The sequence below is a fragment of the Acidovorax sp. GW821-FHT10A04 genome, assembly GCF_059415825.1.
The window spans coordinates 662,086-686,548 of record NZ_JBWKNZ010000002.1 but is presented as its reverse complement, the minus strand read 5'-3'; the positions used below and the strand labels follow the sequence as shown (position 1 = coordinate 686,548).

The following is a 24,463-nucleotide window of genomic DNA, read 5'->3' as shown; positions in this document are numbered from 1 at the left end:
CCTGGCCGCGCCAGTTTCACCCCCTGCGGTCAGGCACCGCTGGTTTCAAGGCTGGGCGATGCCTTGCGCACTGGCCGGCAGGCCGAACACATGGTCGAACACCCAGTTGAAGACAAAGGTGTAGCACAGGAAGAAGACGATCATGCCGATGTCCATCACCAGCGCCTGCCACAGGCTGATGTGGAACCACCAGGCAAAGATCGGCACCAGGGTGACCACCAGGCCCATCTCGAAGCTGATGGCATGCACCACCCGGCGCCTGGTGCTGCGCCCGCGCACTTCCTGGCGCGACTCCCAGCGCTCGAAGGCCCAGTTGAACAGCAGGTTCCAGGCCACGGCGATGAGGGCTGCCACGGCCGCAATCACGCCCGCATGCGCGGCGCCCTGGCCGGTGAGGAAGGCCAGCCCCGCCGTGGCGGCAAAGATGGCGATGAGTTCGTACAGCGTGACGTAGACGACTCGGCGCTTGACGCCCTGCAGGCCGGCGGCAGCCTGCGGCGCTGCCAGGGAGGTGGTGGTGTTCTGCGTTTCCATGGCCCGAACTTTATGTGCTTGCGACTGATATAAAAAGTTAGCTTGTATCAGTTTTTCTGATATCTGATAGATTGAGGGATGGCTTTTTCCTCGGACAACATCCAGGTCTTCCTGTCCGTGCTGGACCAGGGCTCCTTCTCGGCGGCGGCGCGCAGCCTCTCGCGCGTGCCTTCGGCCGTGAGCATGGCCATTGCCCACCTGGAGGCGGAGCTGGACATGCCGCTCTTCGACCGCAGCGGCCGCGAACCCCGGCCCACGGCAGCCGCGCGGGCGCTGGAGCCCCAGGCGCGGCTGCTGGCCGGGCAGTTGCAGCAGCTCAATGCCCAGGCGCTGTCGCTGACCCAGGGCCTGGAAGAGCGACTCACGGTGGCGATTGCGCCCGAGCTGCTGGCCTCGCGCTGGACGGAGCCCATCGCCGCCCTGGCGCGCGAGTACCCGCTGCTGCAGGTGGAGGTGCTGGCTGCGCCCCAGGTCGATGCGCTGGAGCTGCTGCACACCGGGCGCGCGCAGCTGGCGCTGGTGTTCGAGCGGCCCAGCATCGACGGGCGCGAAGGCTTCCAGGAGGTGGGCAGCGAGACCCTGGTGGCGGTGATGGCGCCTGACCACCCGGTGCTCCAGGCAGCGCGCGCGGCCGCCGAGGCCCGGGGCGAAGCCGGCGCCCTGGCCCAGCTGCGCGAAGAGCACCTCACGACCACGCGGCAGATCGTGGTGGCCAGCCGCGACCTGGCGCAGATCGACCGGCGCTTCGTATTTGCGCGCCACCACTGGCGCACCGACAACCACCTGGCCGCCCTGGGCCTGATCGAGGCCGGCCTGGGCTGGGGCTGGCAGCCGCGCGCGCTGGTGCAGCCGCGCATCGACGCGGGCACGCTGCTGGAGATGCCCTTCGAGAACCTGAGCAACGGCACGGCGCTGTGGGTGGACGTGGTCTGGTCCAAGGAGCGCCCCTTGGGCCTGGGTGCACGCCGCTTCGTGGAGCTGATGGCGCACGATGCGCTGCAGGCCGGGCATGCGCCCGAACAGACCTGCTCGACACCCGCCTCAGAACACGCGTGACTCGCCGTCCTGCGGGATCCACAGCCGGTGCTGCAGGCCGGCCTGTGCGGCCATCGCTGCCAGATCCGCCCGCGTCGTGGGGCAATGGTCGAGTGCCTCCAGGTGGTTGGCCACCACCAGGCCGGGCGCCAGTGCACAGGCCTCGATCACGTCGCGCCCGTCCATGAGGATCTCGCCCCCCAGGTCGAAACGCGCGCCGCCGGCCGGCAGCACGGCCACGTCGGGCCGCAGCCGGGTGAGGCAGTCGCGCACCCCGGGGGTGAGCACCGTGTCGCCGGCAATGTAGACACTGGGCTCGCCCGGCATCTCGATCAGGTAGCCATGGCCATGCTCCATGAGCCGGCCGACCCAGCCGCGCCCATGCAGGCAGGCGATGGGCGTGATGTGCCCACCGCCCAGGAAGGGCTGCCGGCCGGGACCGGTCAGCGGCTGCACCACCAGGCCACGTGCGGCGAGGTAGTCCGCATCGCGGGGCATGCAGGCGACGGGCGTGCTGCGCCCGCGCAGGAACTGCTTGCCCGCCCGGTCCAGGTGATCGAAGTGGCCGCACTGGCAATGGGTGATGAGGGCATGCGTCACGCGGCCCAGCAAGGCATCGGCCCCTTGGGGTAGCTCCACGATGGGGTTGCGGCGGCGCGTGCCGCCCAGGTAGCGCAGCGTGGGCAGGCCGCCCTGTGGCGAGAGCATGGGATCGACCAGCAGGACCACGGGCGTGCCCTGGGCCGTGAATTCCAGCACGATGGTGGCGTTGCGCAATTGGGTGATCTTCATGGGAGAGGTGCTGTGGCAATGGATGAAGACCTATTGTTCAAAGGCGTGCGTCTGGTGAAAATGGCCGGAATGGACGATTCATTGCCAATTCATGCCACACCCAGGTGCTGATTCCCCCTCCCCCTCGCGCCCCTTGCGCCTGGCCCTGCTGCTCTATGAGGGCTGCATGCCCGCGGGCCTGTTTGCCACGGCCGACATGGCGCGCGCGGCCAACCTGCGTGCGGGCAGGCCGCTGTTCGACGTGCAGTGGGTGGGGCTGGACCTGCAGCCGGTTGCCACCTGGCAGGGGCCGGCACTGGCACCCACCGTGACCCTGGTCCAGGCACAGGCCGATGCCGTGCTGGTGCCGGGCCTGTGGCTGTCGTCACCCGACGCGGTACAGGCCCAGCTGCGCCCCCTGCAGCCCCTGGTGCGGGCGCTGCGTGCCCTGCCCCGCCGCACGCAGCTGTGGAGCTACTGTGCCGGCGTGGTGCTGCTGGCGGCCAGCGGCCGGCTCGATGGCCACGCGGCCACGGCCACCTGGTGGCTGCGGGCGGCGCTGGAGCAGGAGTTTTCGGCCGTGCACTGGCGCCTGGACGAGCCCCTGGTGGCTCACGCGGCCGCCACCACGGCCGCCGGCGCCAGCGGCTACCTGCCGTTGATGCTGCACGCGCTGGCGTCACGGCTGCCACCCCAGGCGGTGCAGGACCTGCAGGAGGTGCTGATGCTGCCCCGCCCGCGCACCACCCACCCGGTGTTTGCCGGGCTGGACCTGATGGCCCAGGCAGAGCCCGCCCTGCGCAGCGCCATGCTCTGGGTGCAGCGCACCCCGGCCCAGGGCCTGTGCCTGGCCGACCTGGCGGCGGCCATGCACCTGTCCACCCGCACCCTCGCGCGGCGGGTGCGTGCACACACAGGCCTGTCTGCGGCACACTGGATGCGCCGCATCAAGTTGCGGCAGGCCGGTGATGCCCTGTGTCAGACCCGCTACCCGCTCAAGCGCATCGCCCAGGACCTGGGCTTTGCCAGCGAAGCAGGCCTGCACCGGGCCTTCACCCATGCCACCGGCCAGACGCCCATGGCCTACCGCATGGCCCATGGCAGCCACTGACGGCCCCTTCGATAGTCCTATTCACCGGAGATGCACACCATGAACCCCTTCCAGAGCAGCAGCAAGGCCTTTGGCGAGCGCTGGTCGGCCTGGCAACCCAAGGCGGGCGGCAAGAAAGGCAAGGCCTCCGCCCTCGCCAACTGGGACCCGGGTGCCAAGCCCTTCTCGCTGGGCAGCAAGGCCGAGGACAAGGCGGCCGTGGAAGCCCTGGCGCTGGAACTCGACGCGCTGCAGAACCTGTTCTATGCCGACAAGCGCTACAAGCTGCTGGTGGTGCTGCAAGGGACCGACACCTCGGGCAAGGACGGCACCATCCGCGGCGTGTTCGGCCGCATGAGCGCCCTGGGCGTGCGCACCGTGGGCTGGAAAGCCCCCACCGAGACCGAGCGTGCACACGACTACCTCTGGCGCATCCACCAGCAGGTGCCGCAGGACGGCGAGATCACGGTGTTCAACCGCAGCCAGTACGAGGACGTGCTGGTGCCCGTGGTCAATGGCTGGATCACGCCCGCGCAGCAACAGCAGCGCCTGGCCCACATCAACGACTTCGAGCGCATGCTCAGCGAGACCGGCACCATCGTGCTCAAGTTCCTGCTGCACATCAGCCCCGAGGAGCAACGCCTGCGGCTGCAGGAGCGCCTGGACGACCCGGCCAAGCACTGGAAGTTCAGCATGGGCGACATCGAGGTGCGCAAGCAGTGGAAGGACTACCGCCTGGCCTACGACACCCTGCTCCAGGCCACGCACACGCCCTGGGCGCCCTGGACCATCGTGCCGGCCGACTCCAAGACGCACCGCAACCTGATGATCGCCACCGTGCTGCGCCAGGTGCTGCAGAACCTGGAACTGCGCTACCCGCCAGGCGACCCGCAGCTGGCAGGCTTCAAGGTCGAGTGAGCGTTCAGCGCCCTGGCCGACCGCTGGCCTGCAGGGCCGCAACCACCGCGGCATCGGTGCTGTCCGGCTCCCGGGCCTGGCGCTGCAGCAGATAGTCCAGTGCCGAGGCGCCTTCGGGCCAGGGCAGGTTGATCTCCGGCCAGGCCCCGCGCACCCAGATCCGGGAACCACCCAACCCCGGGTGGCCAGCGACACGCCGGCAGGGCGCATGCGGATCGGCGCCATGCCCCAGCAGCAGCTCCACCAGGGGCAGGCACAGGCCGCGCAGTTCGCTGCCCCGTGCGCACAGCATGCAGGCCACGGCCCCCAGCAAGCTGCCTTCATAGCGCACCCGGGGCGTAGCAAAGGCTTCGCCCCTGGCCGCCAGGTTGTCGGCGCTGAACACGACGGGGGTGTCGGCGTTGAGCCCGCGCTCCAGCAGGCGGCGAAAGATGCCGAGGACAGCGTCCACGCGCTGCCCGTCCAGAGCGATGGGCTCCTCACCCTCGGCTGCACCCTGCTCGTACCAGCACCACGCGAGCAGCGCGCCCAGCACCTCCTCCTGGACCGCTTCCGGCGTCAGCCAGCCAGCGATGCCGGCGCCCGCATCCAGCAGTTCCAGGGCGAGGCGCACATCCCGCGCCGCCCCCTGAAAATTGCGCAGCAGCATGCGCACCGCCGGATAGTCGTCACGCCAGACCGAGGTGTCGAGGTCCACGCCCGCAGCCGCCAGCTGCGCCGGGGTTTCGGCATCGCGGTAGCCATAGCGCATGCGGTCCAGACGGGCCACGTCGCTCATCTGCAGGGGTGGCACCGAGCGGGCGCCCCGGGCCTCCAGCACCGCCAGGACTTCCGCGCTGTCCTCGAAGAACTCGACGCTGTGGAACAACAGGCTGCCGACCTCCTGCGCAGACTCCTCCTCGTACAACTTGGCATTCACGTCCACGCCTTCCTGGGCGAGCAGCCACTTGAGCAGTTTGGGGTGTGCGCACACGGCCTGCACCACGGCCACGGAGCGCGACAGTGCCACCAGGTCTGCGCCTGGCAGCGCCAGCAGCGCGGCCAGCATGGCCTCGCGCCTGCTGCCGCCATGCTGCGCGATCTGGCTGGCCGCCTCGGTGGCCCAGGGCCGGCAGGGGGCCAGGTCCACACGGGCATCGAACATGGCGCGCACGGACTTTTCCATGCCCCCGCGCAGGGCGTGCATGAACAGGGGCATGCCCTAGGCCGCGGCATCCGCAGAGGCCCCGGCCTTGATCTCCTTGGCGAGCGTGCCATCCTTGGACTCGAGCACCAGCTCGTACAAGCGGTCGCCTTCGGACAGGGCGGGCTTGGGAAAGGCCTTGGCACTGATGCGCTTGCCCGCGTGGTGGTGTGTGGTGTCCGACTCGCCCACCTGGCTGTTGAAGACCTGCACGCGCAGGTACTCGGCACCCGCGGCATGCAGGGCGAGGATCTGCGCCTTCTCCAGTGCATCGTGCGCCGAGGCGTCTATGCTGCAGCGCAAGGTCGTGCCCAGCAGCGACGCACTGAGCACCGAGGGCTGGTCCCAATCGGCAAAGATGCCGCCCAGGAGTTCGGGCCAGGCACTGCAGGGGGTGCCGATGGCGGCCAGCAGCTTGCCGTGCAGGGTGGAAAGCGCGTCGGCATCGGAGCCGATGCAGGTGAAGGTGTACGCGCTGGCGGACATGGAACGTGAGGCGTTGGAGATGCCCTCGAGGGCAGCAAGCCAGGGGCGCTGCGCGCCGGTTCCAGACACCGATCGGGCCAATTGGCAGGTTATGCATCAAATGCATAATCCTGTAACACTCCGGCCTTGGACAGGGACAACAGGCAGGCATAAGCTCCGTGGCTTGAACTTATCCCACAAGGAAATTCACATGTCGCAATCTTCCGGCGCTCCGGCCACCAGCTCCAAGTTGGGCGCCGTCCATACCCTGCCTTCCTACCTCCAGGCGGACAACCTCGGCCCCTGGGGCGTCTACCTGCAGCAGGTGGACCGTGTCACGCCCTACCTGGGCCATCTGGCCCGCTGGGTCGAGACGCTCAAGCGCCCCAAGCGCGCGCTGATCGTGGACGTACCGATCGAGCTGGACAACGGCACCATCGCCCACTTCGAGGGCTACCGCGTGCAGCACAACACCTCGCGCGGCCCGGGCAAGGGCGGCGTGCGCTTCCACCAGGACGTGACGCTGTCGGAAGTGATGGCCCTGTCGGCCTGGATGTCGATCAAGAACGCCGCGGTGAACGTGCCCTACGGCGGTGCCAAGGGCGGCATTCGCGTGGACCCCAAGAAGCTCTCCCTCGGTGAACTTGAGCGCCTGACGCGCCGCTACACCAGCGAGATCGGCATCATCATCGGCCCCTCCAAGGACATCCCTGCGCCGGACGTGAACACCAACGGCCAGATCATGGCCTGGATGATGGACACCTACTCGATGAACACCGGCGCCACCGCCACCGGCGTGGTCACCGGCAAGCCCGTGGACCTGGGCGGCTCGCTCGGCCGCGTGGAAGCCACCGGCCGCGGTGTCTTCACCGTGGGCGTGGAAGCCGCCAAGCTCACCGGCCTGTCGCTCGACGGTGCCCGCGTGGCGGTGCAGGGCTTCGGCAACGTCGGCGGCATCGCCGGCAAGCTGTTTGCCGAGGCCGGCGCCAAGGTCGTTGCCGTGCAGGACCACACCGGCACCATCTTCAACGGCAAGGGCCTCGATGTACCGGCCCTGCTGGCCCACGTGAAGGCGCGTGGCGGCGTGGGTGGCTTTGCCGGCGCCGACACCATGGCAGCCGACGAGTTCTGGGGCGTGGACTGCGAGATCCTGATCCCGGCCGCGCTGGAAGGCCAGATCACCGAGCACAATGCCGGCCAGATCAAGGCCAAGCTGGTGATCGAGGGCGCCAACGGCCCCACCACCCCCGAGGCCGACGACATCCTGCACGACAAGGGCGTGCTGGTGCTGCCCGACGTGATCGCCAACGCCGGCGGCGTGACGGTGAGCTACTTCGAATGGGTGCAGGACTTCTCCAGCTTCTTCTGGAGCGAGGACGAGATCAACGCCCGCCTGGTGCGCATCATGCAGGATGCCTTTGCCGGCGTCTGGCAGATTGCCCAGGAGCACAAGGTCAGCCTGCGCACCGCCACCTTCATCGTGGCCTGCCAGCGCATCCTGCACGCCCGCGAAATGCGCGGCCTGTATCCCTGATCTTTCTTTTTTGCAAGAACCGCGGCCGCCTATCCGGCGGCCCCCGGTCCGACCCAGCCGCCAGCACCGCACCCGGTGCTGGCGGCTTTTTTCCGGGAGGTGCCTGTTGCGTCCGGGCGACGCCGCACACCCGCGTTCATGCCTGTTGTCGGCACGATGCGACCGCTGGGCGGCCGCTGAAACAGGCAGATACGCACGCCAACAAATGGAAATGATTGCCCCGCAGGCTGCGTGGGAGACTGCCCTTTCATCTCGGCAATCCCAGGAGACAACGGTGGCCCTTCCCTCCCTGCGCAGCGTCATGGCGCGCTTCATGCTGAGCCGCCTGCGCACCGCCCGCTCGGTGGCCCGCCTGGCCTACCGACTGCATGGCAGCAAGCGCGCCCTCATCGACCGGCGCGGCACCCTCACCTACCAACAGCTGCACGACCGCGTGCTGCGCCTGCACGGCTGGATGCAGGCGCAGGGCGTCCAGCAGGGCGACATCGTCTTCACCTGGTTGCCCGAGACCGGCGAGCAGTACGAGACGCGCCTGGCCACGTTCGAGAACGGCACCATCTTCGCGAGCTTCCACAAGCACCTGTCGGCCCAGGCCGCGCTCGATACCCTGCTGCGCGTGAAACCCGCGGTGTTCATCCACGACCCGGCGCTGAGCGAGCCCATCCTGGCCACCGTGCGCGAGCGCATGCCCGGCCTGCACATCCTGGCCCTGGGCAAGCCCTACGAGCACGCGCTGGCCCAGGCCACGCCCACGCGCGGCACGGCCAGGGTGCACGAGGACGAGGTGTTCGCGCTGCACATGACCTCGGGCACCACCGGGCTGCCCAAGGCCATCGGCTACACCCACCGCAAGTACCTGGACAGCGTGCGCTTCATTGCCCAGTCGATCAACTTCACCCCCCCGGCCAGCGGCCAGGACATCAACATGCTGGGCCTGCCGCTCACCGGGCCGGGCTCGGGCCTGGTGCTGCCCACGCTGCTCTCGGGCGCCGTGCTGGTGATGCCCGAGAACTTCCGCTCGGCCACGCTGGCCGGACTGATCGAGCGCCACAAGGTCTCGCGCGCCTTCCTCTCGCCGTCGGCCATCATCGACCTGCTGGACGACCCGGAGCTGCCGCGCTACCGCCTGGCCTCGCTGACCCATGTGCCCTATGGCTCGGAAATGATGCCCGCGCCCAAGATCGCCGAAGCCATCCGCCGCTTCGGCCCCATCTTCCAGCAGGGCTACGGCTGCCTGGAGGCGCTGCCGCCCATCACCTGGCTGCTGCCGCACGAGCATGTGGACGCCAGCGGCGCGCCACTGGGCCTGGACATCCTGTCGTCGGTGGGGCGCGTGATGCCCGGCGTGGAGGTGGTGATCCGCGATGACGACTTCCATCCGCTGCCCCTGGGCTCCACGGGCCTCATCACGGTACAGACCCCGGTGCAATTCGAGCGCTACTGGCACGACCCCGAGAAAACGGCCGAAACCCTGCGCGACGGCTGGGTGGTGATGGGTGACACGGGCTATTTCGACAAGGCAGGCTACCTGCACGTGCTGGGCCGCAACGCCGACCGCGTGCGCAAGGACGGCCAGTTGCTCAACCCTCGCGAGGTGGAAGAAGTCACGCACCAGCACCCCGCCGTCAAGGAATGCTGCCTGGTGCAGCACGGCGAGCAGGCCGTGCTGGTGGTCAGCCTGCGCCAGAGCTGGCGCACCGAGCACAACTGGCGTGCGCTGGAGCACGACATCACCGAGTACCTGGCCGAGAACCTGACTGCGGCACTGCAGCCCGACCGCGTGCGCATCGTGCCCGAGATCCCGCGCAGCTTCCTCAACAAGATGCTGCGCCGCGAGGTGCGCGCCATGCTCGACGCCGAAGAGCCCGTGGCCGAACCGGCGCACGCGCTGTGAGCGGGCCGACCGCCGCGCAGGCTGCCACCACCGCCGACACCAGGCTGCCGCTGGGCACCAAGCTCGGCTACGCCGTGGGCAACGTGGGCCTGCAGATGCTGATCGCCGCCATGGGCTTCCTGCTCATGATCTTCTACACCGACGTGGCCCTGGTGCCGCCGGCCGTGGCCGGCGCCGCGCTGCTGGTGGGCAAGGTGTGGGACACCATCAACGACCCGCTGTTCGGCTGGGTAACGGACCGCACGCGCTCGCGCTGGGGCCGCCACCGCGTGTACCTCATCTACGGCGCGATTCCGCTGGCCGTGGTGTCGGCCGCGGTATGGATGGTGCCCCCGGGCCTGTCGCCCGTGGCGGCGTTCCTGTGGATTGCCATCACCTACACACTGTTCGACACGCTGATGACGCTGGTGCAGCTGCCCTACCAGGCCATGGCCGCCAACCTCACGCGCGACTACGACGAGCGCACCAGCCTCACGGCCTTTGCCTCGCTCGGTGCCCTGATCGGCTTCTTCGCGGGCAGCGTGCTCATGCCAGTGCTGGTGCGTGCCGCGCCCGATGCGCGCACGGGCTACGCGCTGGCCGGTGCCTGCTTCGGCCTGGCCGCCGGCATGGCGGTGGCCGTGGTGGCCTGGCGCGTGCGCGAGCCCGTGGCCGACGAGGCAGCCGCCCCCACCGACCCCGCGCCCGCCTGGGATTCGGTGCGCCGTACCTTGCTGGGCACACTGCGCAACCGGCCCTTCCTGCTGCTGGTGAGCGCGGCCGGCCTGGTGCGCCTGGGCCTGACCCTGGTGCAGGGCGCGCTGGCCTATTTCGTCATCTACCAGCTGCAGGGCACGCAGGGCGACCTGCCGCGGCTCATGGCCATCCTGCTCGGGGTGGTGGCGGTCTCGCTGTTCGTCTGGAAGCGCGTGGTGGACCGCTGGGAGAAGAACCGGGCCTACATGCTGGGCCTGGTGTTCAGTGCCGCGGGCCTGGTGGTGCTGTACTGGATCGGGCCGGGCCAGCAGGGGGCGGTGGCCGCCGTGCTGGCGCTGATCGGCATCGGCATGGGCGCGCACTGGATCGTGCCCTTCGCGATGGTGCCCGACACCATCGACCACGGCCACATGCTCGCGGGCGAGCGCACCACCGGCATGTACTACGGCCTGTTCGGTCTGGTCGACAAGATCGCACGCACGCTGGCCACGGTGATCGTTGCGGCCGTGCTGGACATCACGCACTACGTACCCAACGTGGCCCAGTCGCCCGAGGCGCTGGGCGGCATACGGCTCATGACCGGCCCGCTGCCCGCACTGTGCCTGGCGCTAGCGATTCCGCTGCTGCTGGTCTACCCCATCACGCGCGCGCGGCACGGCGAGATCCGCCGCAGCGTGGGCGACGTGCGCGACAGCCAGTTCACGGGCTGAGCTGGGGCCCTGCGGGCAGCGCTGGAACCACCGGGTCCACCCAGCGCAAGGCCAGGCAGAAAGGCTGCGCACAAGGCGTGCGCCCCGCATAAGGGCAGCCAGCCACCTCGCACAGCGGCCGCTCGCGCTCACGCTCCTCATCGACCGGTAGATGGCCACTGGCCTGCAGCACCGCCATCTGCGTCCAGGGGTCCAGGCGCTGGCCTGGCGCGAGCAGCATCTCTCGGCCATAGACCGAAGCCGGCACCTGCGCCTGGAAGTCCAGCACCAGGAGCGCACTGGTGCGCGCCGTGGCCGCAGCGTCAGGCCCCTGCAGCACCAGCGCGAACACCCCCGACTGCAGCGCCTGCGCATTGCCGGAAAACGGCACCTGCAACGGCGCCGGCGCGCCCAGCCCCGCCGCGGCGAAGGGTGTCGACTGCGACGCCATCCAGGGCACCGGCACGCGCAGGGTCAGCGCAAAGCTGCGTGGCCCCTCGGGCGTCTGCACCGTGCCCTGGCGCACCAGCCAGGTCTGCAGCGGCGGCTGCCCGGGCTCGGCATCGCCTTTCTCCAGTGCATGCGCCAGGCCCACGGGCCAGGGCTGGGCCGCAACCACGCGCTGGGGCATGCCACTGCCCTCGGTGAGCTGCGCCACCAGGGCGCCCACCATGCGCAGCGCCGGGGCGTCCAGCCCCTCGGCCGGCCAGGCCGCAGACAGCGGTGCTGCCGCGGACGCAGCAGGTGCTGGCACCGGCGCCCCCGGTGCCAGCGCCGCAGGCAGCAGGTTGCGCACCGCAGCGCCCACCGGGCTGGCCGCCGCCGCATGGCCCCGCGGATCGAAGCCCGCGCCCAGGGGGCCACGCGCCTGCGGCGAAATGCTGGCCTTGTCGGCCACTGCCGGCGCCGGGGGCGCTGCCCCGGGCACGGGTGCGGCAGGGGCCGCGGGATCGCCCAGCGGAAACGGCGCACGCGCCGGGGCCGCCTTGTCGGTCCCGAGCAGCGCGGCCTGGCGCTGCAGCGCCGCCTCGGCCAGGAACTGGGCCACGGGCGGCAGGGCGCCAGGGCGAGAGGGGTCGATGGGTGCAGCCATGCGGGCGGTGGGGTGAAGGCCCGATTCTGGAGCGATTCGACCCCGCTGAACAGCGGCACCCGATCACCGGCCCACCCGGCCTGCGTCAGAATCCGGCCTGCCCACGCCACCATGCCCACTCCACCCTCGCCGCCTTCGCTGCCGCCCCATCCCTGGGTGGCCCCTGCCCTGCTCGCCGCCGTGGCCGGTTTCCTGCTGCTCAGCGCCGCGCTGTTCGCGCCCAGCTGGGAGCGCGCCTTCCGCTCCGACGCCTCGCCGGCCGCCTGGCTGTCGAGCGCGCTGCTGCTCACCCTGTCCGTCACCGCGCTGCGGCTGACCGCCGAGCGCGCCCTGCCCCGGCTGCTGGGCATCTGGCTGGTGCTGGCCTTCGGCGCGCTGGCGCTGGACGAGCAGTTCATGCTGCACGAGCTGTGGAAGTTCCGCTGCATCGAATGGACCGCGGCCTGCCAGTCGACCTGGGTGCGCGAGGCGCCCCTGCTGGCTGTGGGCGGGGTCGGCGTGGCCACGCTGGCCTGGCTGCACCGCGCGCTCAGCCACCGCAGCACGCAGGCACTGGTGTGGGCCGGCCTGCTGGTCGGCCTGTGGGCGATTGCCGTCGACCAGTGGCCCGGCGTGCCGCCAGCATTGGAAACCTTCGAGGAGGTCTTCGAGGTGCTGGCCGAGGCCCTGGTGCTGGCGGCATTGCTGCGCCAGCCGGCTCCACCACCTTAGTTCAGGTGCACTCCTGGTCGATCCAGCGGCCAGCGCGGAACCACTGGCCGCCGACGTTGAGGTACCAGTGGTGCGCAAAGAGGGGGTGGCCCGACATCTCGCCCTTGAAGGGCACCTCGAAGCGCAAGATGTCGGCAATGCCGTCGCGGTCGAGGTCGATCTCGTAGGCCACCACGGCCGTCTGGATGCGCACCGGCTTGGGAACTTCGGGAGGCTCGGCAGGGATGGTCCAGCCCAGGGGCTGGCGCTGGGACTTCACCGCCGCGGCGCTGGCGGGCAGCTCGGTCGTGGTGACCAGGCGGGTGAGCACCTGCGCCGTTTCCGGCAGGCGTGCATAGCGCTTGACGGGGACGACCTCGTCCCCCTCGGCCCCTGGATCCTCGAACGCCGGACCGGTGTAGTTGCCGCCGCAGTAGAAGTCCGCATTGTCGATCTGCCAGCTGCGCTTGCGCAGGGCCTGCGCGCCCACCAGGCCCTGCTGCGTGATGGCATAGATGGTGAGCGGCGGATCGAAGACCAGGTCGGCCGCCCCCACATCCCAGAAGCCGGTGACGAACTCGATCTCCGGCCCGCTGTGGCGGTTGTAGCGGCCCATGGGCGCCGCCGTGGGCACCACGGCAATGCGGCTGCCGGCCACGGCGGCCAGGCCGTCGGCCTCGGTGTCGTGCAGCAGCGCCACCTCGCCATGGCGCTTGAAGCGCGAGGACGCAATGGGCTGCAGGGCCAGGCGCAGGCCTGGCAGCTTGAGATCGGCGACAGGGTCCGGCACCGGCTTGCCGCGCGCGATCTCGTGGGCCGTGTCGGGCAGCACGCCGGCGCGCAGCAGGCGCTTGGCAGCATCGAACTCGGGTCGGGCGGGGTAGCGCACCTCGGCCCCTTCGGCGTGGCTCTTGCGCAAGGCCGGCAGTTGCAGGGCCGCGGGCCGGGGCAAGGCATTGCCATAGGCACGCAGGCGGTTGGACGACGGCGCCACCCAGAAGGCCCGGGCCGGGTCCTTCGCGGCCTGCGGCAGCGTCAACGGTTGCGCCGCCAGCAGGTTGCAGGCCATGTGCGACTGGAAGGGGATGAAGCGGATCACCTCGCCCTTGCCATCGGGGTTGAGCCGGCTGTCCCCGGTGTAGAACACCTCGCACCAGCCGTCCTGCTCGGCCAGCAGGCGCACCACGGTGTTGGCCGGCAACTGGGCCTCGACGCGGGCATCGGGCCGGGGCCGCTCGCGCAGGTTGACCCAGGAGCCCTGCACATGGCGCACCGGAGGCTCGGGCCCCAGCTGCGCGCCCGCGCCCGGCGCCCACAGAGCCGCTCCCGCAAGTGCGGCGGCCAGGGAGATCAATCCTGCCCGCCGCGGCATCACGCCACCAGCTCCGGCGCGGCCGCTGGCTGTTCCACCACACGCGCCAGCAGTGCCCCCGCATAGCGCGCGGGCAGCGGGATCCACACGCGCACCGGGTTGCCCTGGGCCACGGCCACGGGCTGGCCGTGCACGTCGTGCATGCGCTCGAGCCGCAGCTGGATGTTGCCGCTGGGGTGCACCACCTCCAGCAGGTCGCCCACGGCGAAGTGGTTCTTGGTTTCCACCTGCACCCAGTCGCCCGCCAGGCCCACGGCCTCCTGGCCGTCGGCGCCCAGCACCTCGCCCGCGAACTGGCTGCGCTGGGTGGCCGAGTGGCCGCTGATGTAGTTCTGGTAGTCCTGGCTGGGGCGGCGCTCGAGCAGGCCGCCGGTATAGCCGCGGTTGGAGAGGCCTTCGAGCTCCAGCAGCAGCTCGGGGTTGAACGGCCGGCCGGCCACGGCGTCGTCGATGGCGCGGCGGTAGACCTGGGCGGTGCGGGCCACGTAGTACAGGCTCTTGGTGCGGCCCTCGATCTTGAGCGAGTCGACGCCGATCTGCGCCAGCCGCGCCACATGCTCCACGGCACGCAGGTCCTTGCTGTTGAGGATGTAGGTGCCGTGCTCGTCCTCCATGATGGGCATGAGCTGGCCGGGCCGGCCGATGTCCTCGAGCAGGTAGACCTGGTCGGCCGCCGGGTGGCGCACGCCGTCGCCGCAGGTGGAAAACGACTGCTCGGCCTCCTGCTGCGCGGCGGCGAAGTCGAAACCGGCCTCCATCTTCTGCGCCACGGCCTCGCCGGTGGTCGGGTCGACCTCGGCGCCATGCGTGGCATAGCCCCAGCGGCAGGCATTGGTGCAGGTGCCCTGGTTCGGGTCGCGGCGGTTGAAGTAGCCGCTGAGCAGGCAGCGGCCCGAGTAGGCGATGCACAGCGCGCCGTGCACGAACACCTCGAGTTCCATGTCCGGGCACTCCTGGCGGATCTGCGCGATCTCGTCCAGGCTCAGCTCGCGCGAGAGGATGATGCGCGCAACGCCCATCTTCTGCCAGAACTTCACGGCCGCCCAGTTGGTGGTGTTGGCCTGCACCGAGAGGTGCACGGGCACCTCGGGCCACTTTTCCTTGACCATCATGATCAGGCCGGCGTCGGCCATGATCAGGGCGTCGGGCTTCAAATCGATCACGGGCTCGATGTCGCGCAGGTAGGTGCGGATCTTGTCGTTGTGCGCGATCAGGTTGCTGGTCACGAAGAACTTCTTGCCGCGCGCATGCGCCTCCTCGATGCCCTGGCGGATCTGCTCCAGGCGGAACTCGTTGTTGCGCGCGCGCAGCGAGTAGCGCGGCTGGCCGGCGTACACGGCGTCGGCGCCGAAGTCATAGGCCGCGCGCATCTTGTCGAGCGAGCCGGCGGGCAACAGCAGTTCAGGGGCTTTGAGGGCGGTCATCGGGGGCCATCCAGTCGGGTTGTGGGTTGTTCAGGGCGGCACCGGCATGGCAATGGCCTGCGGGAATTCCTCGCCATCGAAGGCCTTGTCGCCATCGGCATCGGCCACGCCATTGGCCACCAGGCCCTGGAAGTCGAACTGGCGCGGGTCCATGAAGTGCGAAGGCACCAGGTTGCGCAGCGCCACGGCCATGTTCTCGATGCGGCCCGGGTACAGCTGCTGCCAGTCGCGCAGCATCTGCCCGATCTGCTTGCGCTGCAGGTTCTCCTGGCTGCCGCACAGGGTGCAGGGGATGATGGGAAAGTTGCGCAGCGCCGCCCAGCGCGTGAGGTCGTCCTCGGCCACATAGGCCAGCGGGCGGATGACGAGGTGGTCGCCACGGTCGCTCTGCACCTTGGGCGGCATGCCCTTGAGCTTGCCGCCGAAGAACATGTTCAGGAAGAAGGTCTGCAGCATGTCGTCGCGGTGGTGGCCCAGCGCGATCTTGGTGCAGCCCAGTTCGTCGGCCACGCGGTACAGGATGCCCCGGCGCAGGCGGCTGCACAGGCTGCACATCGTTTTTCCCTCGGGCACATGCTGCTTGACCACGCTGTAGGTGTCGCGCGTCTCGATGTGGAAGGGCACGCCCAGCCCCGCCAGGTAGTCGGGCAGCACCTGGGCCGGAAAACCCGGCTGCTTCTGGTCGAGGTTGACGGCGATCAGCTCGAAGCGGTTGCCATTGCGCTGCTGCAGCATGCGCAGCACGTCGAGCATGCCGTAGCTGTCCTTGCCGCCCGAGACACAGACCATGACCTTGTCGCCATCGGCGATCAGCCCGAAGTCGGCAATCGCCTGGCTGACCTGGCGCACCAGGCGCTTTTCGAGCTTAAGGGCCTCGCGGTCCGTACTGCCCGCCATGGGGGCGGGTGGTGCGGCAACGGGGGGCGAGGTGGGGGCGTCGGTCAGCATGGCGGGCAGGAGGATTCACGGCCGCAGCAGATGCTGCGGTCCAAAATTGCGATGGTATGCATAGCACCTGGCGATGGCAAAGCCATCGCCAGGATCGATTTTCGTACAGATGGGCCCACCGGCCCCGGGATTCAGGCCTCGGCCGGGTAGAACATCTTGCGCGCAGGCACGGTTTCCACCGCGCGCGCGATTGCGCCGATGTGGTCGGGCGTGGTGCCGCAGCAGCCGCCCACGATGTTCACCAGCCCTTCGGCCGCGAACTCGTGCACCAGCCGGCTGGTCACCTCGGGGGTCTCGTCAAAGCCGGTGTCGCTCATGGGGTTGGGCAGGCCGGCGTTGGGGTAGCAGCTGATGAAGGTGTCGCCGGCGACGCGGTTGAGCTCCTGGATGTAGGGGCGCATCAGCGTGGCGCCCAGGGCGCAGTTCAGGCCGATGGCCAGGGGGCGCGCATGGCGCACGCTGTTCCAGAAGGCCGTCACGGTCTGGCCCGAGAGGATGCGGCCCGAGGCGTCGGTCACCGTGCCGCTGATGATCAGCGGCAGGCGCTGGCCGCTGTTCTCGAAATACTCGTCGATGGCGAACAGCGCGGCCTTGGCGTTCAGGGTGTCGAAGATGGTCTCGACCAGCAGCACGTCGGAGCCGCCTTCGACCAGCGCCTCGGTCTGCTCGTAGTAGGCGGCACGCAGCTGCTCGAAGTCGATGTTGCGCGCACCGGGGTCGTTCACGTCGGGGCTGATGCTGGCCGTCTTGGGCGTGGGGCCCAGGGCGCCGGCCACGAAGCGCGGCTTGTCGGGTGTGCTGTACTTGTCGCAGGCGGCGCGGGCCAGTTGGGCGGACTTCAGGTTCATCTCGCGCGCCAGCTCGGCCATGTGGTAGTCCTCCTGCGCGATGGTGGTCGCACCGAAGGTGTTGGTCTCGATCAGGTCGGCGCCCGCGGCCAGGTAGCGCTCGTGGATGTCGCTGATCACGTCGGGCCGGGTCAGGCTCAAGAGCTCGTTGTTGCCCTTGACGTCGTAGGCAAAGTCCTTGAACCGGTCGCCCGCGTTGCCGGGGCCGGTGTAGCCCTCGCCCCGGTACTGCGCCTCGCCCAGCTTGAAGCGCTGGATCATGGTGCCCATGGCGCCGTCGAGGATGGCGATGCGTTGGGCGAGGATGTCGGGCAGTTCCCGGGCGCGGGTGTATTGGAGGGCTTGCATCCCGCTATTGTAGAAAGCGCGGCTTTTCCCCTGCTGGCCCGGGCCGGTTACCCCTGTTGGCCAACGGCCGCCACGTCCAGGAAGCTGCGCAGCGCCGGGCTCACCGCGTCGCGGTGCCAGGCCAGCACTCCCACCGTGGGGTGGTGCAGGCCGGCAATGGGCACGAAGCGCACGCCCTGGGCCCCGGCCCGCGCCATGGCGGCCGGCACCAGGGCCACGCCCATGCCCAGGGCCACCAGCGCCACCACCGTGAGCCACTGGCGCGCCGCATGGCGCGTGTTGGGGTGGATGCCGGCGCGGTGGAACAGGGCGATCACGTTGTCGTGGTTGGCGGGCGCCACGTCGCGCGAGAACATCACGAAGGTCTCGGCGGCCAGCGCCTGCAGGTCCAGCGTGGGGTGCTGCGCCATCGCGTGGTCCTCGGGCAGGCAGCAGACGAAGTGGTCCTCGGCCAGCGGCAGGCTGGCCAGCGGCTCGGGCACCACGCTGCTGTTGATGAAGCCGGCGTGCAGCTGGCGGTGCAGCAGCGCCTCGAGCTGCTCGCCGGTGGACATCTCGCGCAGCTGCACCTCGATGCCTGGCGCCTGCGCGCCGAAGGCACGCACGATGGCCGGCATGTCGCGGTAGACCATGGAACCGGTGAAGCCGATGTCCAGGCGCCCGCGCAGCCCCGCCGCCACGGCGCGCGCCGTCTCGCCCGCGCGCGCCACACGGTCGAGCACCACGCGCACCTCGGCCAGGTAGGCATGGCCTGCAGGGGTGAGCGCCACGTGCTTGCTGCTGCGCTCGAACAGCTTCACGCCCAGCTCGTCCTCCAGCGCCTTGATGCCCGAACTGAGCGGCGGCTGGGTGATGGCCAGGCGCTCGGCCGCACGGCCGAAGTGCAGCTCTTCGGCCAGCACGGCAAAGTAGCGCAGCAGGTACAGCTTCATGCGCCCATCATGCCAGCGCATGCGCGCCTCAATACGACTTGGGCAGCCCGAGCACCTTCTCGGCAATGAAGCACAGGATGAGCTGCGGACTCACGGGCGCCAGGCGCGGTATCCAGGATTCGCGCAGGTAGCGCTCCACGTGGTATTCCTTGGCGTAGCCCATGCCGCCATGGGTGAAGATGGCGCGCTCGCAGGCGTGGTAGCAGGCCTCGGCCGCCAGGTACTTGGCGCTGTTGGCCTCGGCCGCGCAGGGCAGGTGCTGGTCGTAGAGCCAGGCGGCTTTCTGCACCATGAGGTGCGCAGCCTCGAGCTCCATCCACGACAGCGCCAGCGGGTGCTGCACGCCCTGGTTCTGGCCGATGGGGCGGCCGAACACCTCGCGCTCGTTGGCATAGCCGGCGGCACGGGCCAGCGCCGCGCGGCCCAGGCCCACGGCCTCGCTGGCGATCAGGATGCGCTCGGGGTTCAGGCCGTGCAGGATGTAGCGAAAGCCCTGGCCCTCCTCGCCCACCCGGTCTTCCACCGGGATGCGCAGGCCGTCGATGAAGATCTGGTTGGAGTCCACGCACTTGCGCCCGAGCTTGTCGATCTCGCGCACCTCGACCGTGCTGCGGTCCAGGTCGGTGTAGAACAGGCTCAGGCCCTCGGTGCCCGTACATTCCTCCACCGGCGTGGTGCGCGCCAGCAGCAGAATCTTGTTGGCCACCTGGGCGGTGCTGATCCAGACCTTCTGGCCGTGCACCACGTAGTGGTCACCCTGGCGCACGGCCCGCGTCGTGAGCTTCAGGGTGTTCAACCCGGTGTTGGGCTCGGTCACGCCGAAGCAGGCCCGGTCGCGGCCGGCGATCAGCGGCGGCAGCCAGCGCGCCTTCTGCGCCTCGGTGCCGAAGACCACCACCGGGTGCAGGCCGAAGATGTTCATGTGCACCGCCGAGGCGCCCGACAGGCCCGCACCGGTGGCAGAGATGGTGTGCATCATCAGCGCCGCCTCGCTGATGCCCAGGCCTGCGCCGCCGTATTCCTCGGGTATGGCGATGCCGAGCCAGCCGGCATCGGCCAGGGCGCGGTGGAAATCTTCGGGAAAGCCGCCGTCGCGGTCCTTGTGCAGCCAGTAGTCGGCGTCGAAAGGTGCGCAGACGCGCTCGACGGCATCGCGGATCTGCTCGTGTTCGGGGGAGAGGGCAAAGTTCATGCGGGCGCAGCGGTGGCTGAAGAAGCAGCGGGGAAGCGGACCACCCGCTCGGGCGATTCGAGGTAAGGGGGGCTGTAGATGACGAGCAACTTCACCGGTACCTCGCTGGTCACGGTGAAGACATGCGCCACATCGGCCGGAAAGAAGCACATGTCGCCCGGCAGCATGTCAAACACCTCGCCCGCCACTTCGGCACGGGCCGTGCCCTCCAGCAGGTAGCAGGCCTGCTCGACGCCCGGGTGGGCGTGGGGCAGCGCGCCGCCGCCCGCGTGCAGGGTGCCCAGCAGCACCTCCATCTGGCGGGCGCCCACGGTCTCGGGGCCGATCAGACGCTGGTTGTGCGTGTGCTGGTGGTTGGCCGGCTGGTAAGCGGGCACCCCGGCGCTGCGCACCAGGTAGCGGGGTGGGGTGGCAGGGGTCATGCAGTGTCTCCGGCGGGCAGGTGGCAGGCGCCCTGGGCCAGCAGGGCATCGATGTCGGTGGGGGCATAGCCGGCCTCGGCCAGCAAGGCACACGTGTGTTCGCCCAGGCGCGGGGCGGGTGCCAGTTGCCGTGCCGGCGGCGTGCCGGACCAGCGCGTGGGGTGGGCCATGGTGTGCAGCGGGCCTTCGCTGGGGTGCAGGCTGTCCTGCAGGAAGCCGGTGGCGCGCAGTTGCGCATTGGCCAGCAGGTCGGCCGGGGAGTTCATGGGCATGTGGGGCACGTCGGCCGCGTCAAGCAGGGCGCGCCATTCGGCGGTGCTGCGGCCGCGCAGGATGCGCGCCACCTCGGCGTACACGGCGTCGATGTGGGCGGCGCGCGCCCCGTGCGTGGCAAAGCGCGGGTCGCGGCCCAGGCCCTCGGTCTCGCCGATGGCGGCGAAGAAGCTGCGCCAGTGCTTGTCGTTGTAGATCAGCACGCAGAGCATGCCGTCGGCCGTGGCATAGGGCTTGCGGTGCGCGGTGAGCAGCCGCGCATAGCCCGCATCGCCACGCGGCGGCTCGAAGCTCAGCCCCGCCATGTGGTCGCCCAGGACGAACTGGGCCATGGCCTCGAACATCGGCACCACGATGGCCTGGCCCTGGCCGGTCTTCTCGCGCGCATAGAGCGCGGCCGTCACGGCGTACACCGCGTGCAGCCCGGTCACGCGGTCCGACAGGGTGGTGGGCGCATAGGCAGGCTCGGGCGCGCCGTATTGCTGCATGAGCCAGGGGATGCCCGTGGCGCCCTGGATCAGGTCGTCGTAGGCGGGGCGCGCGGCGTCGGGGCCCTCCTGGTCAAAGCCGCAGCAACTCACGTGGATCAGCCGCGGGTTGCGCGCGGCCACCGCGGCGGCGTCCAGCCCCAGCCGCGCCAGCGCCTGGGGCCGCACGTTGCTGATCAGCACGTCGCAACCCTCGGCCAGGCGCAGCGCGGCCTCGCGCCCTGCGGGGTGCTTGAGGTCGAGCACGATGCTGCGCTTGCCGCCATTGGCGTGCAGGAAGATGTGGCCCATGCCCGGGTTGGCCATGGGGCCCACGTGGCGCATGTTGTCGCCCTCGGGTGTCTCCACCTTGATGACCTCGGCACCCAGTTGCGCCAGGATCTGCGTGGCGAACGGGCCCATGATGACGCTGGTGAGGTCGAGCACGCGCACGCCGGCGAGCGGGCCTGCCGCCTCTCGGGGCCTGGTGTCCTGCATGGAAGGAGTTCCTCTCGGTAGGGTCATTCGGGCTTGATGCCCGCCTGGCGGATCAGGGTGCGCCAGTGGTTGAGCTGCTCGGCCACGTAGCTGGCGAACTCCTCGGGGGTCTTGCTCGGCCAGACCTGGAAGCCGATCAGCGCCAGCCTGTCCTGCGTGTCCTTGTCGGCCAGCACGGCCTGCAGCTCGGTGTTCAGCCGGTTCACTACCGCCGGCGGCATGCCAGCCGGGCCGAAGATGCCGTTCCAGGAGGTCAGGTCGAAGCCCTTGGCCGTCTGGCCGATGGGCGGCACGCCCGGCAGCAGGGGCGAGGGCTGGGCCGTGGTGATGCCCAGGGTGCGCACCTTGTCGCTCTTGAGCATGCTCATGCCCGAGCCCAGGTCGGCCACGTAGACCTGCACCTGGCCGCCCACCAGGTCGGTCATGGCCTGCGGGCTCGACTTGTAAGGCACGCTCAGCAGGTCGATGCCGGCGATGTGCTTGATGCTTTCCATCGCCACCAGCGAGGTGCTGTTGGGCGTGGCGTAGCTGAGCTTGCCGGGGTTGGCGCGGGCGTAGGCGATCAGTTCACCCAGGGTTTTGGCCGGTACCGAGGGGTGCACGGCCAGCGCGAACGGCAGCTCGCCCACGCGCGCCACGGGGGTGAAGTCCTTGATCGGGTCGTACTTGAGGGCCGTGTACAGCGCCGGGTTCGCCGAATGCGAGGTGTTGGTGGTCATGAACAGCGTGTAGCCGTCGGGCCTGGCCTTGGCGGCGATCTGCGCGGCCACCTGGGCATTGGCGCCGGGCTTGTTGTCCACCAATACCGGTTGCTTGAGCCGCTCGGCGAGCTTCTGGCTGACGGTGCGGGCCACCGAATCGGTGCCGCTGCCGGCCGCGAACGGCACCACCAGGGTGATGGGCGCGCTGGGGTACACGGCTTGTTGCGCCCCTGCCGGCAAGCTGGCCGCCGCCACGGCGCAGGCAGTGAGCACGGCCCGGAAGATGTGATGCATGTCTTTGTCTCCTGGATGGGTGTACGGACACCCCTTGTGCCGGGGCTGGACCGCATCTTGTCCGGGGCAGCCATTTGCGTCCAATTGGATAATCGGACCGATCCATTCGCAATGCGAATCGTTGACTGCAGCACCGGGTTGGCCGGAACCGGGCGCCTGCACAGCGCACAATAGGCGCCTTTGCCCGCCGCCGCAGATGCGCGCGCCGGCGCTGTTGAACACCAACCCGACCAGGCTGCCGCCCTTTTGCCATGCGCTGCGGCAGCTATCAAAAGGAGAGTCATTGAGTCCGTCACCCGCCCATACCGTCTTGCACGACGTCTTTGGCTACGAGCAGTTCCGGGGCCCGCAGCAGGACATCGTCGAGCATGTGATCGGCGGCAGCGATGCGCTGGTGCTGATGCCCACGGGCGGCGGCAAGTCGCTGTGCTACCAGGTGCCGGCCATCGTGCGCCAGCAGCAGGGGCGCGGGGTGACCATCGTCATCTCGCCCCTGATCGCGCTGATGCACGACCAGGTGGGCGCCCTGCACGAGGCGGGGGTGGACGCGGCCTTCCTGAACTCCACGCTGAGCTTCGACGAGGCGCAGGACGTGGAATTCCGCCTGCAGACCGGCGCCATCACGCTGCTCTACGCGGCACCGGAGCGGCTGAACACGCCGCGCTTCCTGGGCCTGCTCGACAGCCTGTACAACGAAGGGCACCTGTCGCTCTTCGCGATCGACGAAGCCCATTGCGTGAGCCAGTGGGGCCACGACTTCCGGCCCGAGTACCGCGCCCTCACGGTGCTGCACGAGCGCTATGCCGGCGTGCCGCGCATCGCCCTCACGGCCACGGCCGACGACCTCACGCGCGCCGACATCATCGAGCGCCTGCAACTCGAGGACGCGCGGCTGTTCATCAGCAGCTTCGACCGCCCCAACATCCGCTACACCATCGTCGAGAAGAAGGACGCCACCACCCAATTGCTGCGCTTCATCGAGCGCGAGCATGCGGGCGAGGCCGGCGTGGTGTACTGCCAGTCGCGCAAGCGCGTGGAGGAGCTGGCCTCCACCCTGAGCGACGCGGGCCTGACCGCCCTGCCCTACCACGCGGGCCTCGATACCAAGGTGCGCCAGAAGAACCAGGACCGCTTCCTGCGCGAAGAAGGCATCGTGATGGTGGCCACCATCGCCTTCGGCATGGGCATCGACAAGCCCGACGTGCGCTTCGTGGCGCATGTGGACATGCCCAAGAACATCGAGGGCTACTACCAGGAGACCGGCCGGGCCGGCCGCGACGGCCTGAACGCCGATGCCTGGATGGCCTACGGCCTGAACGACGTGGTGAACCAGCGCCGCATGATCGACGAGAGCCCGGCGGGCGAGGAGTTCAAGCAGGCGCTGCGCGGCAAGCTCGACGCGCTGCTGGCCCTGGCCGAGGCCACCGACTGCCGCCGCGTTCGCCTGCTGGCCTACTTCGGCGAGGAGTCCACGCCCTGCGGCAACTGCGACAACTGCCTCACACCCCCGGCCATCTGGGATGCGACCGACGCGGCGCGCAAGCTGCTGTCCACCATCTACCGGGTGCAGCAGGTCAGCCGCATCGGCTTCGGCGCCGGCCACATCATGGACATCCTGCGCGGCAAGCAGACCGAGAAGGTCGCGCAGTTCGGGCACGACAAGATCTCCACCTTCGGCATCGGGGCCGACCTGTCCGAGCCACAGCTGCGCGGTGTTTTGCGCCAGCTGATCGCCACCGGCGCCCTGGGCCTGCAGAAGGTGATGCTCGACAGCGGCCACAGCTTCGACACCCTGTGCCTGACCGAGGGCTCGCGCGCCGTGCTCAAGGGCGAGGTGCCGGTGCAGCTGCGCGAATCGGTGTCGGCCGCGCCGGCCAAGCGCACCCGCAAGGGCAGCGCGCCGCCAGCCGCCGCCGCCAACCTGGGGCCCGATGCGCAGGTGCGCTTCATCAACCTCAAGGCCTGGCGTGCCGAGGTGGCCAAGGAGCACAACCTGCCGGCCTACGTGATCTTCCACGACGCCACGCTGGCCGCCATCGCCGAGCGCAACCCGGCCACGCAGGAGGACCTGCAGGGCATCAGCGGCATGGGCGCGAAAAAGCTCGAGGCCTACGGCAGCGAGGTGCTGCGCGTCTGCGCGCAGTAGCCTCCG

At 69.7% G+C, this 24,463-nt stretch carries 22 protein-coding genes; 8 read left to right on the top strand and 14 right to left on the bottom strand.

All coding sequences use genetic code 11. From position 1 onward, the window contains the following. Window positions 1–45: 45 nt before the first annotated feature. On the bottom strand, window positions 46–534 hold the full coding sequence (locus AC07PF_RS07585; RefSeq protein WP_007860447.1) for a PACE efflux transporter: 489 nt from the start codon (window positions 532–534) through the stop codon (window positions 46–48). A gap of 78 nt (window positions 535–612) precedes the next feature. On the opposite strand from AC07PF_RS07585, the gene AC07PF_RS07580 reads away from it, so the two are divergent. Beyond that, window positions 613–1,590, top strand: a complete 978-nt coding sequence (locus AC07PF_RS07580; protein ID WP_494611388.1) for a LysR family transcriptional regulator — start codon at window positions 613–615, stop codon at window positions 1,588–1,590. Here AC07PF_RS07580 and AC07PF_RS07575 read toward each other — a convergent pair. Continuing rightward, complete coding sequence (locus tag AC07PF_RS07575) at window positions 1,576–2,361, bottom strand: MBL fold metallo-hydrolase (protein ID WP_494611387.1); 786 nt, start codon at window positions 2,359–2,361, stop codon at window positions 1,576–1,578. The two genes, AC07PF_RS07580 and AC07PF_RS07575, sit on opposite strands and share 15 nt — an antisense overlap. A gap of 133 nt (window positions 2,362–2,494) precedes the next feature. Here AC07PF_RS07575 and AC07PF_RS07570 point away from each other — a divergent pair, with 133 nt between their 5' ends. Both AC07PF_RS07570 and AC07PF_RS07565 read left to right on the top strand, forming a co-directional pair. After that, complete coding sequence (locus AC07PF_RS07570; RefSeq protein WP_494611386.1) at window positions 2,495–3,451, top strand: GlxA family transcriptional regulator; 957 nt, start codon at window positions 2,495–2,497, stop codon at window positions 3,449–3,451. Between the two features lie 30 nt (window positions 3,452–3,481). Further along, window positions 3,482–4,348, top strand: coding sequence for a PPK2 family polyphosphate kinase (locus tag AC07PF_RS07565; RefSeq protein ID WP_494603233.1), 867 nt, complete (start codon window positions 3,482–3,484; stop codon window positions 4,346–4,348). 4 nt (window positions 4,349–4,352) lie between these two features. On the opposite strand, the gene AC07PF_RS07560 is transcribed toward AC07PF_RS07565, so the two are convergent. Both AC07PF_RS07560 and AC07PF_RS07555 read right to left on the bottom strand, forming a co-directional pair. Then, entirely contained in the window at window positions 4,353–5,546 is a 1,194-nt protein-coding gene (locus AC07PF_RS07560; protein WP_494611385.1) for a hypothetical protein, read from the bottom strand. A 3-nt stretch (window positions 5,547–5,549) separates the two neighbouring features. Then, a complete protein-coding gene (locus AC07PF_RS07555) occupies window positions 5,550–6,017 on the bottom strand; it encodes a hypothetical protein (RefSeq protein WP_494611384.1) in 468 nt (155 codons plus the stop codon). A 190-nt stretch (window positions 6,018–6,207) separates the two neighbouring features. On the opposite strand from AC07PF_RS07555, the gene AC07PF_RS07550 reads away from it, so the two are divergent. The 3 genes from AC07PF_RS07550 (at window position 6,208) to AC07PF_RS07540 (ending at window position 10,830) form a co-directional block, all read left to right on the top strand. After that, on the top strand, window positions 6,208–7,530 hold the full coding sequence (locus AC07PF_RS07550) for a Glu/Leu/Phe/Val family dehydrogenase (RefSeq protein WP_007860465.1): 1,323 nt from the start codon (window positions 6,208–6,210) through the stop codon (window positions 7,528–7,530). 274 nt (window positions 7,531–7,804) lie between these two features. Then, window positions 7,805–9,424 (top strand): class I adenylate-forming enzyme family protein, encoded by a 1,620-nt coding sequence (locus AC07PF_RS07545; RefSeq protein ID WP_494611383.1) that lies wholly within the window; start codon window positions 7,805–7,807, stop codon window positions 9,422–9,424. Continuing rightward, on the top strand, window positions 9,421–10,830 hold the full coding sequence (locus tag AC07PF_RS07540; protein ID WP_494611382.1) for an MFS transporter: 1,410 nt from the start codon (window positions 9,421–9,423) through the stop codon (window positions 10,828–10,830). The genes AC07PF_RS07545 and AC07PF_RS07540 overlap by 4 nt, the downstream gene beginning before the upstream one ends. Here AC07PF_RS07540 and AC07PF_RS07535 read toward each other — a convergent pair. Beyond that, window positions 10,820–11,902, bottom strand: coding sequence for a hypothetical protein (locus AC07PF_RS07535; protein ID WP_494611381.1), 1,083 nt, complete (start codon window positions 11,900–11,902; stop codon window positions 10,820–10,822). The two genes, AC07PF_RS07540 and AC07PF_RS07535, sit on opposite strands and share 11 nt — an antisense overlap. A gap of 111 nt (window positions 11,903–12,013) precedes the next feature. Between AC07PF_RS07535 and AC07PF_RS07530 the strand changes: the two genes are divergently transcribed. Then, the gene (locus AC07PF_RS07530; protein WP_007860472.1) at window positions 12,014–12,613 is read left to right on the top strand and encodes a DUF8692 domain-containing protein; all 600 of its coding nucleotides are present in this window, start codon (window positions 12,014–12,016) and stop codon (window positions 12,611–12,613) included. A 1-nt stretch (window position 12,614) separates the two neighbouring features. Here AC07PF_RS07530 and AC07PF_RS07525 read toward each other — a convergent pair whose 3' ends face one another. The 9 genes from AC07PF_RS07525 to AC07PF_RS07485 all read right to left on the bottom strand — a co-directional run bounded on the left by AC07PF_RS07525 (window position 12,615) and on the right by AC07PF_RS07485 (window position 22,311). After that, window positions 12,615–13,946, bottom strand: a complete 1,332-nt coding sequence (locus tag AC07PF_RS07525) for an SH3 domain-containing protein (protein WP_238541926.1) — start codon at window positions 13,944–13,946, stop codon at window positions 12,615–12,617. Window positions 13,947–13,963: 17 nt separating this feature from the next. Further along, entirely contained in the window at window positions 13,964–15,388 is a 1,425-nt protein-coding gene (gene trhP / locus AC07PF_RS07520; RefSeq protein ID WP_007860474.1) for a prephenate-dependent tRNA uridine(34) hydroxylase TrhP, read from the bottom strand. A 30-nt stretch (window positions 15,389–15,418) separates the two neighbouring features. Continuing rightward, window positions 15,419–16,285, bottom strand: coding sequence for a tRNA 2-thiocytidine(32) synthetase TtcA (ttcA, locus tag AC07PF_RS07515; protein WP_494611409.1), 867 nt, complete (start codon window positions 16,283–16,285; stop codon window positions 15,419–15,421). Between the two features lie 182 nt (window positions 16,286–16,467). Further along, entirely contained in the window at window positions 16,468–17,532 is a 1,065-nt protein-coding gene (locus tag AC07PF_RS07510) for a homocysteine S-methyltransferase family protein (protein ID WP_494611380.1), read from the bottom strand. Window positions 17,533–17,579: 47 nt separating this feature from the next. Next, window positions 17,580–18,464, bottom strand: coding sequence for a LysR family transcriptional regulator (locus tag AC07PF_RS07505; RefSeq protein ID WP_494611408.1), 885 nt, complete (start codon window positions 18,462–18,464; stop codon window positions 17,580–17,582). Between the two features lie 28 nt (window positions 18,465–18,492). Further along, a complete protein-coding gene (locus AC07PF_RS07500; protein WP_494611379.1) occupies window positions 18,493–19,656 on the bottom strand; it encodes an acyl-CoA dehydrogenase family protein in 1,164 nt (387 codons plus the stop codon). Then, entirely contained in the window at window positions 19,653–20,078 is a 426-nt protein-coding gene (locus AC07PF_RS07495) for a cupin domain-containing protein (protein WP_494611378.1), read from the bottom strand. The genes AC07PF_RS07500 and AC07PF_RS07495 overlap by 4 nt, the downstream gene beginning before the upstream one ends. Then, window positions 20,075–21,316 carry a CaiB/BaiF CoA transferase family protein gene (locus AC07PF_RS07490; RefSeq protein ID WP_494611377.1) on the bottom strand — a complete coding sequence of 414 codons (1,242 nt, stop codon included), beginning with the start codon at window positions 21,314–21,316 and terminating at the stop codon, window positions 20,075–20,077. The genes AC07PF_RS07495 and AC07PF_RS07490 overlap by 4 nt, the downstream gene beginning before the upstream one ends. Before the next feature lie 23 nt (window positions 21,317–21,339). Next, window positions 21,340–22,311, bottom strand: a complete 972-nt coding sequence (locus tag AC07PF_RS07485; RefSeq protein WP_494611376.1) for a Bug family tripartite tricarboxylate transporter substrate binding protein — start codon at window positions 22,309–22,311, stop codon at window positions 21,340–21,342. A 283-nt stretch (window positions 22,312–22,594) separates the two neighbouring features. On the opposite strand from AC07PF_RS07485, the gene recQ reads away from it, so the two are divergent. Further along, complete coding sequence (gene recQ, locus AC07PF_RS07480; protein WP_007860482.1) at window positions 22,595–24,457, top strand: DNA helicase RecQ; 1,863 nt, start codon at window positions 22,595–22,597, stop codon at window positions 24,455–24,457. The last annotated feature ends 6 nt before the right edge of the window (window positions 24,458–24,463 follow it).